This window comes from Azospira sp. I13, assembly GCF_003112695.1.
Taxonomy (GTDB): domain Bacteria; phylum Pseudomonadota; class Gammaproteobacteria; order Burkholderiales; family Rhodocyclaceae; genus Azospira.
Window position 1 is genome coordinate 1 of record NZ_BFBP01000026.1, and the last position, 14837, is coordinate 14837.

The following is a 14837-nucleotide window of genomic DNA, read 5'->3' on the forward strand; positions in this document are numbered from 1 at the left end:
CGAATGTCCGTCTTGCTCCCATAAATACCTCCAGTTTCACCTTCACACCTTAACAAGGTGTCCATGAAACCGGCAGCAGCCCAAATCACCAAGTTGGTGCGCATTGCTGCCATAAGCGCAAGTATTGCCCAAATGTCGGTGATATTTGATGACGACCGCCTGAGGATTGTGTATCGGCAGGGAGCGCGAGACCGCGGATGGGTCGCATTTGATGGGTCGCTTCGTACATTGGTGATCAGACAGCACCTAAAGGTCGAGTTCGGTGATCTCGAAAACGTGCCTGGATTCGGCTTTCTTGCCGATACCGACCTCGATCCGAGTGGTACAGGAGTCGTCGGCTTGTTGACCAGACGCTTCCCCGGACTGCACCACCCTTTAAAGCATGCTGTGTTGATTGCATTCCTGTTTGACTCAGGGGAACACTTTTTTGACGCGTATCGAAGCGCTATGTCAGCCGAGATATCCAATGAGCTTGACACCATGGTGGGCGACTGGCGTGAAGGATTGCGGCAGCTGGTCGAGTTTGACAAGTGGTCAGTGACCCGTGCTGCAAAAGCAATGGGGATACCATTGTGCCAGGCATGTCGGTGGCTGGATTCGGTTGGTGTGCCGTTCGAACACCGGCCTCGAGTGCTAAACGACCAGATGAAGGTGCAACTTAGATGTCTGCTGGAAGCAGGTAACGATTACGGGCAGATTGCTGAAATAACTGGGTTGAAAACGAGTCTTGTCCGAGCATTCGCAGGCTCAGAACCTTCTTTACGGGACACTTGGAGAGCGCGACGATTTGAGCGTGTTCGCGCTAGCCATCGAGCTCGTGCCATGGAGTTGTTTAATTCCCAGGATGGGGTTTCCATCAAGGGATTGAAGTCGATAAAGGGAAATGGATTGACGTGGTTGGAGCGCCATGATCGGGAATGGCTCGCAGAAGTCGCTCCTTCTCTTTGGTAACTTGAAACGAGTTTGTCGCGCGGGCCTCCGCAGCCATCCTCAAAACAATAGTTGTTTGAAAGGCTAACAAATTAGGCACTTACATCTTTTTGTCGAGCCGCGTAATCTAGGGGTTGTGAGTCAATTGCTTGAAACCATGACTCAACCATATGAATTTTTGCGATTTCAAGAAAATATTGTGCGGTGACAGTTCGCTTGAAGAAAAAGGGGGGCGTTGCCCCCTTTTTTTATGTGGAAAATGCCGCAGAAATAATGTGACTTTTCTGGCATTTCACTTGCTTGGAGGTGAGCACAAAAGTTCATTGAGAACTGTGGAGAGAATATGTTGAAAAGTGCTTCCATGGCCCTGTCCGGGGCCGAACGGCGCTGGCTGCCCCTGTGGGGGAAAAGCGGGAAACTGGCCATGGGTTGGGCCACCTACCTCAACCGGGACCGCCAGGAGGCGCTGGAGCAGGCCTTCGAGGGCTTTGCCGCCACCCGGGTGCGAATCCTGCAGCATTGGGCCGAGCAGTGCTGGCACCACCTGGCCGCCCTGGCCGGCGACTTCCAGGCAGCCCACCCCCGGGTGCCCCGGCGCCTGCTGCAGGAAAAGAAGGACTTCGCCCGGGACTTTGCCGAACTGTTCTATGTAGATGCCCGGGGCGTGGTGCTGGAATCCACCGCGCCGGGTCGGATCGGCGCCCGGGACCTGCCTGCCAGGGCACTGGCCGAGGGGTTGAAGCAGCCCTTCCTGCACGGTCCCTACGACGACCCGGTGACGGCCAGCCTGCCGCCTTCCACTTCCCGTTTCCACGATGGCGTCACCCTCATGTTCTACCAGCCCGTGATTGTGGCCGGCCAGGTGCTTGGCGTGCTTTGCGGCCGGGTGCCCAACGATGTCGTGGGGGATCTGATCCAGCGGGAGGCCGGCCATATCTTCCGGGAGTCCGGGGACAACTATCTGTTCATGGTGAAGTCGGTCTTCGACGCCGGCCTGCAGCCGGGCACCGCCCTGTCCCGTTCCCGCTTCGAGGATGCCACCTTCTCCCTTGGCGACAACCTGAAGCAGGGCATCCGTACCGGCTACGGCACGGTGCAGGTGCGCCAGCACACCGAGCTGGAGTTGGTATTCAACGATCCGGCTACCGGCCAGCTGCATCCCGGCATTCGTGAAACCATGCGTAAGGGGGAAAACCTCTTTGTCAGCTACCCCGGCTATGCGGATTACCGCCACGTGCCGGTGGTGGGCAAGGGCGTCACCTTCCGCTTGCCGGGCTCCCCCGATACCTGGGGCCTGATGTGCGAGGCGGACCTGGAGGAGGTCTATCGCTATCGGGGCATCGCCTACAAGCTGCAGAAGCTCTACTGGGCCGTGGTCATCCTGGCCTGGGGGCTGGGGGTCGGCTGCCAGGAGTGGCTGGGGCTCTCCGGTCTGTCGGCACGGCTGCTGGAACTGGGTCTGGTGATTGGCGGCGGCCTGTTCTTCAAGCAACTGGGCACGCGCCCCCTGAGTCTGCGTCTGCGGCGCAGCAGCGGCGTGCTACGCACCATCGCCGAAGGCGGCGGTGACCTCAGCCAGCGCCTCCCCCTCAGCGAGGGAGGCAGCGACGAAACCACGGTCATGGCCCAGTGGATCAACAGTTTCATCGACAATCTGGAGCAGATCATCCGCCGGGTCATCCAGACCTCCGGCGAGATCGGCGGCACCAATGCCAATCTGCAGGAAAAGAGCCGGGCCACAGCCCAGGCGTCGGCGGAGATGGCCGCGGAAATGCGCGATACGGAGGAGTCCATTCGCGGCCAGGTGGAAGACATCAACGCCGCCAGCCAGAAGGTGGAGGCCATGCGCGAAGCGGTGGCCCAGGTGACGGCGGAGGCACGGCGGCAGATGGAACTGGTGCAGTCCCGCAGCGCCGGCATTCTGGCCTCCGTCGGGGGCGCCACCCGCACCATCCGCGACCTGGAAAGTAGCACGGCCGCCATCGGGCGCATCGGAACGGTCATTCACGAAATCGCCAGTCAGACCAACCTGCTGGCCCTCAACGCCGCCATCGAGGCGGCCCGGGCCGGCGAACAGGGCCGGGGCTTCGCGGTGGTGGCTGACGAGGTGCGCAAGCTGGCGGAGCGCACGGCCGAGGCCACCAAGGAAATCGCCGCCATGATCGGCGGCGTCCAGTCCCGCGCCGAAGAGGCAGTGAGCAGCATGGATACAGGCATGACGGAGCTGGAGGAGGGGCTGCGCCTGGCGGCTGAGGCGGCTTCCGACAAGCGGGAGGTGCAGGACATCCTGGAACATTTGTTCGCCACCATCGACGAACTGGAGGCAGCGACCCGGAGCACCGGCGGGCGGATCGAAAGCATCGCCGTGGCCGCCGAGGCGGTGCGCCAGTCGGTGGATGAATCAGGCCGCAGCACTACCCTCACCGCCGGCGCAGCCCGCACCCTGGCCCAACTGGTGGGCCAGTTCAAGGTATCGGCGGTCTGAAGCTGTTTTCGGAGCCTGAAAGCGCCAGGGGCGGCCGCGCCGGTAATGCCGGCGGGCCGCCCCTGGGGTGCTTGAGTAGGGCTTACTTGCCCAGGCTCCTCAGCTTTTCCTCAATCTTTTCCAGTGGCACGGCGCCGGGGATGCGCTCGCCGTCGGCGAAGAAGAGGGTGGGGGTGCCGGTAATGTTGAGGCGGCGACCCAACTCGAAGGACTTCTGCACCGCCGTGGTGTCGCAATCGGTACGGCCGGTAAAGGCTTTGGCGGAGGTCATCATCTCGTTCCAGGCGCCCACCTGATCCTTGGCGCACCACACCTGCTTGGATTTCTCCAGAGAGTCAGCGGAGAGAATGGGGTAGAGGAAGGTGTAGATGGTGACGTTGTCGAGCTTCTGCAGATCCTTGGCGAGGCGCTTGCAGTAGCCGCAGTTGGGGTCTTCAAAGGTGACGATGATGCGCTTGCCGTTGCCCTTGACCTGCTTCACCGCCAGTTCCAGGGGCATTTCGGAGGGCTTGGCGGCACTCAGCTTCTTCATGCGCTCGGCGGTGACGTTCTGCATGGTCTTGCCATCCACCAGGGAGCCGATGATAAGGACGCTGATCTTTTCGTCGGTGTAGATCAGCTTGCCGTCCACATACACTTCATACAGGTTGAGGTAGCCGGACTTGGTGACGCTTTCCACCTTGCCGTCGATCTTGGCTTCCAGGGCCTTTTTCACCGAGGCTTCGTCGGCCCGAGCGGGCAGGGAGGAGAGGGAGAGGAGGGCGCCGGCGCAGCACAGGGCGGCCAGGGCTTTGAAATGTCGCATGGGGTACTCCACAGGGGGGAAAGTCAGGATTCGAGGGCGTAACGGACCAGGGCGCTCTTCAGCGGCCCCAGTTTGTTGACCAGATTGAGGCCAAGATTGCGCAGGGGCTTGAAGCCCGGCAGGTCCTCGCGGAAAAGGCGGCGCAGGCCGTCGGTGGTGGTTTGCAGCAGCACCACTTCTTCCTTGCGCGCCCGGCGGTAGCGGGCCAGCAGGCGGGCATCGCCGATGTCCTGCCAGGGGGCGGCGGCAGCGATGATCTCTGCCAGAGCCTTGGCGTCCCGGTAGCCCAGGTTGATGCCGTGACCCGAGAGGGGATGGATGCCGTGGGCGGCATCGCCGATCAGGGCCAGGCGCGGCGCCGTCGGTTCCGGCACGCGCATCAGCTTGAGGGCGAAGGCCGCAGCCGGGGTGATCAGCTCCAGCTTGCCCAGGGTGTGCTGGCCGGCAGCGGCCACCCGGGCACACAGTTCCTCGGCGGGCAGGGCCGCCAGTTCGTCAGCGTGGGCATCCGGGGTGGACCAGACGATGGACATGCGGTTGCCCGGCAGGGGCAGATAGGCCAGCACCCCATCGTCCCGGAACCATTGGTAGGCGATGCCTTGGTGGGGCTTTTCCGTGGCGAAGTTGGCCACCAGACCTTTTTCGCCATAGGGGCTGTAGTGGGCCGGCAGGCCGGCCTTGTTGCGTACCCAGGACTCGCGTCCGTCGGCGCCAACCACTAGGCGGGCAGAGAGGCTGCTGCCGTCTTCCAGATGCAGTAGGGCGGCATCGGCACGGAATTCCAGATCCCGCGGGCGGGCCGGGCAGTGGATGTCCACATTGCCCTGGCGCTTGACGTTTTCCCACAGCTCCCGGGCCATCAGGGAGGATTCGAGAATCCAGGCCAGTTCCGGCACGCCGGAATCGTAGGCGGAGAATTCGAGGCGGCTTTCGCCATCGCCCCGCACATCCATGGCCTGCACCGGCGCCATGCGCTGGGCGTCCAGGTGCTTCCACACGCCGATGTCGGCGAGGAAGCGGGCGTTGGCCGGGCTGATGGCGTAGATGCGGGCGTCCCAACCTTCCGGGGTGGTGGGGGCACGGCCTTCCACCAGGGCGATTTTCAGGCGGGATTCCTTCAGGGCGCAGGCGAAGGCCAGGCCGGCCAGGCCGCCGCCGACGATAACGATGTCGTATTTCATGGGGCAAGACTCCAGAAGCCCCGGATTGTGCCTGCCCCCTCCGGCCAGCACAAGGCAGAATCCGGCCGCCGGGCGTTGCCAGGCGCCGGACGGCCATGCTAGAAGTCGGCCCATGACTGCGCCCCTTGTTTACTTCCCGGCGGTGATCCGCTCCGAGCATGAATCCCCCATTGATGCCCTGGTGGCCCTGGGGGTGCCCCGGGAGGAGTGCATGGACATGGTGGCCGCCTCCTGGTGCGTCGGGGCAGGCGCCGAATCCTGCCTGCTCACCGAAGTGGATGGCGGGCGTGCCGTCGCGGTGTTGCCCCTTGCCGCGGGGCGCTGGGCAGCCTGCAATGCCTATCCGGAACAGGGTTGCGGCGATCCCCGGGAGGCGGCGCGGCGCCTCGCCAAGCTGCTCAAACGGGGGCGACGAGGGCTGGTGGGCGTCTGGGCCGGAGGTGCTGCTGGTACAATGGGCGGGTGAACACCAAGAAAGACAACATAATCCTGGTCGGCCTCATGGGCGCTGGCAAGACCACCATCGGGCGGCTTCTGGCCAAGCGCATGGGCAAGCGTTTCGTGGACTCCGACCATGAGATCGAGGCGCGCACTGGCGTCACCATTCCCGTCATTTTCGAGATCGAGGGCGAAGCGGGCTTCCGCAAGCGCGAAGCCATGGTCATCGAGGATTTGGCCCGGGAAAGCGGTCTGGTCATGGCCACCGGTGGCGGTGCTGTACTCAGCGCCGAGAATCGGCGTGCGCTCCAGGCCGGCGGTTTCGTCGTTTATCTCTGCGCTCCGCCGGAACTGCTCTACGCCCGCACCCGCAACGATCGCAACCGCCCCTTGCTGCAGGTGAAAGACCCCTTGGGTCGTCTGCGGGAGTTGTTCGTGCAGCGGGATCCGCTTTACCGGGAAGTGGCCGACATGGTCATCGACGCTTCCTCCCACTCGGCCAATGCGGCGGTGCAGCTGTTGCTGCGTATGCATCAGTCGGCCGGGGCGGTCTGCCCTGAATCGCATCCTTCCTCCGAAACGCCATGACCCTGCAAACCCTGGAAGTCGCCCTGGGCGACCGCAGCTACCCCATTCATATTGGTGGCGGCCTGCTGCAACGTGCCGACCTGATCCTGCCGGCCATCGGCCGCAAGAAGGCGGTGATCGTCACCAATACCACCGTGGCGCCGCTCTATCTGGCCCGCCTCACTGCCACCCTCGAGTCTGCCGGGGTGGCCGCCAGTGCCGTGATCCTGCCGGACGGGGAGGAGTTCAAGGACTGGCCCACCCTCAACAAGATTTTTGACGCCCTGCTGGAATCCCGTGCCGAGCGCTCCACCACGCTGGTGGCCCTGGGCGGCGGTGTGATCGGCGACATGACCGGCTTTGCTGCCGCCTGTTATCAGCGTGGCATGCCCTTCATCCAGGTGCCGACCACCCTGTTGTCCCTGGTGGATTCCTCCGTGGGCGGCAAGACGGCGATCAACCACCCTCTGGGCAAGAACATGATCGGCGCCTTCTATCAGCCCAAGCTGGTGCTGGCTGACATCAACACCCTGGATACCCTGCCGGACCGGGAGCTGAAAGCCGGCCTGGCGGAAGTCATCAAGTATGGCCTGATCCGCGATGTGGAATTCCTGACCTGGATCGAGGCCCACCTCGATGGTCTGTTGGCCCGGGATAAATCCCTGCTGGCCGAGGCGGTGTACCGTTCCTGCGCCCACAAGGCTGAAGTGGTGGCCCGGGACGAGCGGGAAACCGGCGAGCGGGCTCTGCTTAATTTGGGGCATACCTTTGGTCATGCCATCGAAACCGGCCTGGGCTATGGTGTCTGGCTCCACGGCGAGGCGGTGGCAGCCGGGACAGTCATGGCGGCTGAGCTGTCGGCCCGTCTGGGCTGGATTGCTGCGGCCGACGTGGCGCGAGTAGAGCAGCTGTTCCGCCGTGCGGGGCTGCCGGTGGCGGGGCCGGACCTGGGGGTGGCACGCTATCTGGAACTGATGCGCCACGACAAGAAGGTGGAAGCCGGCAAGCTACGCCTGGTGCTGTTCCGCGCCATCGGCGAGGCGGTGGTCAGCGATATCGCCAGCGATGCGGAAATCGCCGCTGCCATCACCGCCCGGGTATCGGGTAGCTGAGAGCGTGTGCACCAAACACCGGCTCGTGCGTTGGTGTGAGAATGGGCTATGACTTTGGTGTGATTTTCCCGGGGTGTCAGGCTAGGGTCCAGTACTGGCGGGCGATCGGGGTCATGTGAGGCAAAGCCTTGATGGCTCATGGTTTTCGGGCTAAAATTTAGTGTTGCTCTTTGCAAGTAAAAGGCCGGTGCCGTCCGCACCGGCTTTTTTGACGCCGTTCGGTTTATCCCGGCGGCAGTCTTAATTCATAAAAAGGACTCTAGCGTGATGGATAGTGTTGTCCCTGGTGGGGCCGTCCCCGGGCGGCAGGGCCTGTACGACCCGGCCAACGAAAAGGATGCCTGCGGCGTCGGTTTCGTTGCCCATATCAAGAACAAGAAGAGCCACGGTATCGTCGAGCAGGGTCTGTTGATCCTGAAAAACCTCGACCACCGCGGCGCGACTGGTTATGACCCCCTGCTGGGGGATGGTGCCGGCATTCTGATTCAGATGCCCGATGCCTTCCTGCGTGCCGAAGCCGCCAAACTGGGCATTACCCTGCCCAAGGAAGGCGAGTACGCCTGCGGTATCGTGTTCCTGCCCCAGTCCTCCAACGGCCGTGCCGCCGCTGAGTCCGCCGTTGCCCGCATCGTGCATGAAGAAGGCCAGACCTTCCTCGGCTGGCGCGACGTACCCCGGGACAACGCCGGCCTGGCTGCTGCCGCTCGCGAGATCGAGCCGGTGATGCGCCAGGTGTTCATCGCCAAGGGCGAGAACGTCGGTGACCAGGACGCCTTCGAACGCAAGCTGTTCGTCATCCGCAAGCGGGTCGAGCACGCCGTGCGCAAGCTGAAGCTGGACGACGGCAAGCAGTTCTACATCCCGTCCCTGTCCTCCCGCACCATCAACTACAAGGGCATGCTGCTGGCCCATCAGGTGGGCGAGTACTACCTGGACCTGCAGGACGAGCGCCTCGTTTCCGCTCTGGCCCTGGTGCACCAGCGCTTCTCCACCAACACCTTCCCCACCTGGGATCTGGCCCACCCTTTCCGCATGATTGCCCACAACGGTGAAATCAACACCGTGCGCGGTAACGTGAACTGGATGAAGGCCCGCCAGAAGGCCATGTCCTCCAAGTGGCTGAAGGAAGACCTGGACAAGCTGTGGCCCCTGATCGTGGACGGTCAGTCCGACTCCGCCTGTTTCGACAACGCGCTGGAACTGCTGGTCATGGGCGGCTACTCCATGGCCCAGGCCATGATGATGCTGATCCCCGAAGCCTGGGCCGGCAATCCCCTCATGGACGAAGAGCGTCGCGCCTTCTACGAATACCACGCTGCCCTGATGGAACCCTGGGATGGCCCCGCTGCCGTGGCCTTCACCGACGGCCGCCAGATCGGCGCCACCCTGGACCGCAACGGCCTGCGTCCGGCGCGCTACCTGGTGACCGAAGATGACCTGGTGCTGATGGCCTCCGAAATGGGCGTGCTGACCTTCCCGCAAGAGAAGATCGTCAAGAAGTGGCGCCTGCAGCCCGGCAAGATGTTCCTCATCGACATGGAACAGGGTCGCATCATCGACGACTCCGAGTTGAAGAAGTCTCTCTCCAGCGCCAAGCCCTATCGCAAGTGGATCGAAGAGTCCCGCTACTTCCTCGGCGACCTGCCGGAAGCCGGCAGCGAGGCCCCCAAGGCCGACGTGCCCCTCCTCGACCAGCAGCAGGCCTTCGGTTTCACCCAGGAAGACGTGAAGTTCATCCTGCAGCCCATGGCGGCTCAGGGCGAAGAAGCCACCGGCTCCATGGGTAACGACAGCCCGCTGACCGTGCTTTCCAACAAGGAAAAGCCGCTCTACAACTACTTCAAGCAGCTGTTCGCCCAGGTGACCAACCCGCCGATCGACCCCATCCGGGAAGAGATCGTCATGTCCCTGACCAGCTTCATCGGTCCCAAGCCGAACCTGCTGGGCGTGGATGAAACCAACCCGCCCCTGCGCCTGGAAGTGCACCAGCCGGTGCTGACCAACGCCGACCTGGCCAAGCTGCGCGCCATCGACCGTTCCACCTCGGGCCGTTACAAGTCCCTGGTGCTGGACATCACCTGGCCCGCCGCCGAAGGCGCCGCCGGTTGCGAGAAGGCCCTGGAGGCCGTCTGTGCCGCCGCCGAACAAGGCGTGGCCGATGGCTACAACGTGCTGATCCTGTCCGACCGCGGCGTCTGTGCCGAGAAGGCCCCAATCCCCGCGCTGCTGGCCACCTCCGCCGTGCATCACCACCTGGTGAAGAAGGGTCTGCGCACCTCCACCGGCCTGGTGGTGGATACCGGCTCCGCCCGGGAAACCCACCACTTCGCCCTGCTCGCCGGTTATGGCGCCGAAGCCGTCTGTCCGTGGCTGACCATGGACACCCTGGCCGAGATCGCCGGAACCCTGCCGGGTAACGTCACCGCCTACGACGCTCAGAAGCGCTTCATCAAGGCCGTCAACAAGGGTCTGAACAAGGTCATGTCCAAGATGGGCATTTCCACCTACCAGTCCTACTGTGGCGCCCAGATCTTCGAAGCCATCGGCCTCTCTTCCGAACTGGTGAAGAAGTACTTCGCCGGCACTGCCACCCAGGTGGAAGGTATCGGCGCCCTGCAGGTGGCTGAGGAAGCCCTGCGCGTGCATCAGGCTGCCTTCAGCGCCGATCCCGTGCTGGCCGAGCATCTGGAAGCCGGCGGCGAATACGCTTTCCGTGTCCGCGGCGAAGACCACATGTGGACCCCGGATGCCATCGCCAAGCTGCAGCACTCCACCCGCTCCGGCAAGATGGACACCTACAAGGAATACGCCAAGATCATCAACGACCAGTCCAAGCGTCACCTGACGCTGCGCGGCCTGTTCGAGATCAAGGCGGCCGGTGCTCCGGTGCCCCTGGAGGAAGTGGAATCCGCCAAGGAAATCGTCAAGCGCTTCGCCACTGGCGCCATGTCCCTGGGTTCCATCTCCACCGAAGCCCACACCACCCTTTCCGTGGCCATGAACCGCATCGGCGGCAAGTCCAACACCGGCGAAGGTGGCGAGGACGCCAACCGCTTCAAGCCGGTGAAGGCTGGCCAGAAGCTGTCCGAGATCATCGGTGCCGGCCGTATCGCCCGTGACCTGGAACTGAAGGAAGGCGACTCCCTGCGTTCCGCCATCAAGCAGGTGGCTTCCGGCCGCTTCGGCGTCACCGCCGAGTACCTGGCCAATGCGGACCAGATCCAGATCAAGATGGCCCAGGGCGCCAAGCCCGGTGAAGGCGGCCAGCTGCCCGGCCACAAGGTCTCCGAGTACATCGGTGCCCTGCGTCACTCCGTGCCCGGCGTCGGCCTGATTTCCCCCCCGCCGCACCACGACATCTACTCCATCGAAGACTTGGCCCAGCTGATCCACGATCTGAAGAACGTGAATCCGGTGTCCTCCATCTCCGTCAAGCTGGTGTCCGAAGTGGGCGTGGGTACCGTGGCTGCCGGCGTCTCCAAGGCCAAGGCCGATCACCTGGTGATCGCTGGCCATGACGGCGGTACCGGTGCATCCCCCCTGTCTTCCATCAAGCACGCCGGCACTCCCTGGGAACTCGGCCTGGCCGAAACCCAGCAGACCCTGGTGCTGAACCGTCTGCGTGGTCGTATCCGCGTCCAGGTGGACGGCCAGATGAAGACCGGCCGCGACGTGGTCATCGGCGCCCTGCTGGGTGCCGACGAGTTCGGCTTCGCCACTGCGCCGCTGGTGGTAGAAGGCTGCATCATGATGCGCAAGTGCCACCTCAACACCTGCCCGGTGGGCGTGGCCACCCAGGACCCGACCCTACGCGCCAAGTTCTCCGGCCAGCCGGAGCACGTGGTGAACTATTTCTTCTTCGTTGCCGAAGAAGTGCGCGAGATCATGGCCTCCATGGGCATCCGCAAGCTGGACGACCTGATCGGCCGTGCTGATCTGCTCGACATGCGCGCCGGTGTGGAGCACTGGAAGGCCCGTGGCCTGGATTACTCCAAGATCTTCTACATGCCGCCCGTGGGTGCCGACGTTGCCCGTCTGCACTGCGAGACCCAGGACCACAACCTGGTGAAGGCCCTCGACCACAAGCTGATCGAGCAGGCCAAGCCCGCCCTGGAAAAGGGCGAAAAGGTGGTCATCAACACCGACATCATCAATGTGAACCGCACCGCCGGCGCCATGCTGGCCGGTGAAGTGGCCAAGCGCTACGGTCACGCCGGTCTGCCGGACGACACCATCCACGTGAATCTGACCGGTACCGCCGGCCAGAGCTTTGGCGCCTTCCTGGCAAAGGGCGTGACCTTCGAGCTGACTGGCGAAGGCAACGACTATGTGGGCAAGGGCCTCTCCGGTGGTCGTATCGTCATCAAGGCACCCAAGGCTTTCCGCGGCAACACCGCCGAGAACATCATCGTCGGCAATACCGTGCTCTACGGTGCGATCGAAGGTGAAGTGTTCTTCAACGGTGTCGGTGGCGAACGCTTCTGCGTGCGCAACTCCGGCGCCACCGCGGTGGTGGAAGGCGTGGGCGACCACGGTTGCGAATACATGACCGGCGGCACCGTCGTGGTGCTGGGCCAGACCGGCCGCAACTTCGCAGCCGGCATGTCCGGCGGCGTGGCCTACGTCCTCGACGAAGACGGTACCTTCGAATCCCGCTGCAACCTGGCCCAGGTCGCCCTGGAGCCGGTGCCGGAAGAAGAAGCCGCCTCCGAGAAGCTGGGCGAGTTCGGCGACGTCACCAGCCACGGCAAGGTGGATATCCGCCATCTGGCCATGGCCGACGAAGCCCTGCTCAAGGGTCTGGTCGAGCGCCATTTCGAAATGACCGGTTCCAGCCGGGCCCGCACCATCCTGGACAATTGGGCGACCTACCGCGCCAAGTTCGTCAAGGTCATGCCGAACGAGTACCGCCGCGCCTTGGCGGAACTTTCCGCCAAGAACAAGCAGAAGGAGGCCGCATAAATGGGCAAGCCTACTGGTTTCATGGAGTTCCAGCGTCTTTCCGAGGCTTACGAGCCGGTTGAAGCGCGGCTCAAGCACTACAAGGAATTCGTCGGTCACCTGTCCGACGCCGATGCCAAGACCCAGGGGGCACGCTGCATGGATTGCGGCATTCCCTTCTGCAACAACGGCTGCCCGGTGAACAACATCATTCCCGACTGGAATGACCTGGTTTACCGCGGCAACTGGGAAGAGGCCATCGCCGTCCTGCATTCCACCAACAACTTCCCCGAGTTCACCGGCCGCATCTGTCCGGCACCGTGCGAAGCTGCCTGCACTCTGGGCATCAACGAAGCGCCCGTGGGCATCAAGTCCATCGAGCACGCCATCATCGACAAGGCCTGGGAAAACGGTTGGGTCAAGCCTCAGCCTGCCACGACCAAGTCCGGCAAGAAGGTTGCCGTGGTTGGTGGCGGTCCCGCCGGTCTGGCTGCGGCCCAGCAACTGGCTCGTGCCGGCCACGACGTGACCGTGTTCGAAAAGAACGACCGGGTTGGCGGCCTGCTGCGCTACGGCATCCCCGACTTCAAGCTGGAGAAGGGCCTGATCGACCGTCGTGTCGAACAGATGCAGGCCGAGGGCGTGACCTTCCGCACCAAGACCATCGTCGGCACCAAGACTCTGCCCGCCGGCATCGTCAATGACGCCACCACCGTGATCTCCGCCGAGCAGCTGAGCAAGGACTTCGATGCCGTGATCCTCACCGGCGGCTCCGAAGTGCCCCGCGACCTGCCCGTGCCGGGCCGGGAACTGAAGGGCGTGCATTACGCCCTGGAATTCCTCATTCCGCAGAACAAGGAAGTGGCCGGCGACGGCAAGAACCCCATCCGCGCCGACGGCAAGCACGTCGTGGTGATTGGTGGTGGCGATACCGGCTCCGACTGCGTCGGTACCTCCAACCGCCATGGTGCGGCTTCCATCACCCAGTTCGAAGTGATGCCCAAGCCCCCGGTGGAAGAGAACAAGGCGCTAAGCTGGCCCTACTGGCCCCTCAAGCTGCGTACCTCTTCCTCCCATGACGAAGGCTGCACCCGGGATTTCGCCGTTTCTACCAAGGAACTGGTGTCCGACGGCAACGGCAACGTCAAGGCCCTGAAGGCCGTGCGGGTCGAATGGAAGGACGGCAAGATGGTGGAAGTGGCCGGTTCCGAGTTCGAGATTCCTGCCGACCTGGTGCTGCTGGCCATGGGCTTCACCAATCCGGTGGCCGGTCTGCTGGAAGCCTTCGGTGTGGACAAGGATGCCCGCGGTAACGCCAAGGCCACTACCGACGGCAATGGTTGCTACGCCACCAACGTGCCCAAGGTCTTCGCTGCCGGTGACGTGCGCCGCGGTCAGTCCCTGGTGGTCTGGGCTATCCGCGAAGGCCGCCAGGCCGCGCGGGAAGTGGATGTTTTCCTCACCGGCGCCTCCGTGCTGCCGCGCTGAGGTTTGCCATAGCGCTATCCGCCAAAACCCCGCCCATCCGGCGGGGTTTTGTTTTGGCAGGGGGTCTTCCCCTGTGGCATATTACGGTCTGCGCGGGACGGGAGGCCCATAGGACATGGAATTGCAAAAAGAGATGCAGGTAAGCCAAACCTTCGGTGCCCTGGATGGGCATCTGCTGATCATTCTCGGCATCCTGATCACCGCCGGTATCCTGGGCGGTATCGCCAACTTCTTCCTGCGCGACCGCCAGGTGGAGCCCGAGGTCAAGGACTGGCTGAAGTACCCGCTGCTCGGCGTGGTGGCTGCTCTGACCGTTCCCCTCTTCCTCAACATGATTTCCAGCAACCTGTTGGAAGCTGCCCGCACCCGGGCTGTGGATTTCTTTGTGCTGGCCGGTTTCTGCCTGATTTATGTGGTGGCGTCCCGCCGCCTTTTTGAAAACATGGCCAACAAGCTGCTCTCCCAGCTTGATCTGGTGAAGGGCGATGTGCGTCAGCTCCAGGAGCGCAAGCCCGAAGTGGTGGTGGCACCGGCGCCCGAGGTGCAGGAGGTCGTCGTCAAGGAGGTACCGAAGGAGGCCCTGTCCTATAACGACGTCGAATTGATCCGTGCCATTGCCGAAGAGAACTACGTCTATGGCAACCTTGCCGGTCTGGCCGAGAAGACCGGCCTGGGCCGGGATCTCATCAGCCAGCGTCTGACGGTGCTGAAGAGCCAGGGTGTGATCGAAACCCGTATCAACGAAAAGAACATGCTGCACTGGTTCGTGTCCAACAAGGGCAAGCAGGTGCTCGGCGAGATTCTCTCCGGCCAGGAAGAGAAGAAGAGCGCCTGATCCCCGTCATTTGCGGCCGTCCTGCGGGGCGGCCGCTCTGCTTTACCCTCCGGGA

Annotated in this window: 10 protein-coding genes; 8 read left to right on the plus strand and 2 right to left on the minus strand. The window is 63.2% G+C overall.

Annotated features, from left to right (window positions below; translation table 11 throughout):
- Positions 1-63 precede the first annotated feature (63 nt).
- Positions 64-951, plus strand: coding sequence for a TnsD family Tn7-like transposition protein (locus AZSI13_RS16425; RefSeq protein ID WP_109042276.1), 888 nt, complete (start codon positions 64-66; stop codon positions 949-951).
- Between the two features lie 322 nt (positions 952-1273).
- Entirely contained in the window at positions 1274-3415 is a 2142-nt protein-coding gene (locus AZSI13_RS16430; protein WP_109042277.1) for a methyl-accepting chemotaxis protein, read from the plus strand.
- An 82-nt stretch (positions 3416-3497) separates the two neighbouring features.
- On the opposite strand, the gene AZSI13_RS16435 is transcribed toward AZSI13_RS16430, so the two are convergent.
- The gene (locus AZSI13_RS16435) at positions 3498-4220 is read right to left on the minus strand and encodes a DsbC family protein (RefSeq protein ID WP_109042278.1); all 723 of its coding nucleotides are present in this window, start codon (positions 4218-4220) and stop codon (positions 3498-3500) included.
- A gap of 23 nt (positions 4221-4243) precedes the next feature.
- The gene (locus AZSI13_RS16440) at positions 4244-5401 is read right to left on the minus strand and encodes a UbiH/UbiF family hydroxylase (protein WP_109042279.1); all 1158 of its coding nucleotides are present in this window, start codon (positions 5399-5401) and stop codon (positions 4244-4246) included.
- A gap of 112 nt (positions 5402-5513) precedes the next feature.
- On the opposite strand from AZSI13_RS16440, the gene AZSI13_RS16445 reads away from it, so the two are divergent.
- From AZSI13_RS16445 to AZSI13_RS16470, 6 genes are all read left to right on the plus strand, one after another.
- Entirely contained in the window at positions 5514-5867 is a 354-nt protein-coding gene (locus AZSI13_RS16445) for a hypothetical protein (protein ID WP_109042280.1), read from the plus strand.
- Positions 5864-6427, plus strand: coding sequence for a shikimate kinase (locus AZSI13_RS16450; RefSeq protein ID WP_109042281.1), 564 nt, complete (start codon positions 5864-5866; stop codon positions 6425-6427). Before AZSI13_RS16445 ends, AZSI13_RS16450 begins: the two co-directional genes overlap by 4 nt.
- Positions 6428-6429: 2 nt before the next feature.
- Complete coding sequence (aroB, locus tag AZSI13_RS16455) at positions 6430-7518, plus strand: 3-dehydroquinate synthase (protein ID WP_109042403.1); 1089 nt, start codon at positions 6430-6432, stop codon at positions 7516-7518.
- 267 nt (positions 7519-7785) lie between these two features.
- On the plus strand, positions 7786-12480 hold the full coding sequence (gene gltB, locus AZSI13_RS16460) for a glutamate synthase large subunit (protein ID WP_109042282.1): 4695 nt from the start codon (positions 7786-7788) through the stop codon (positions 12478-12480).
- On the plus strand, positions 12481-13947 hold the full coding sequence (locus AZSI13_RS16465) for a glutamate synthase subunit beta (RefSeq protein WP_109042283.1): 1467 nt from the start codon (positions 12481-12483) through the stop codon (positions 13945-13947).
- Positions 13948-14062: 115 nt separating this feature from the next.
- Positions 14063-14782 carry a YEATS-associated helix-containing protein gene (locus tag AZSI13_RS16470; protein WP_109042284.1) on the plus strand — a complete coding sequence of 240 codons (720 nt, stop codon included), beginning with the start codon at positions 14063-14065 and terminating at the stop codon, positions 14780-14782.
- Positions 14783-14837: the final 55 nt, after the last annotated feature.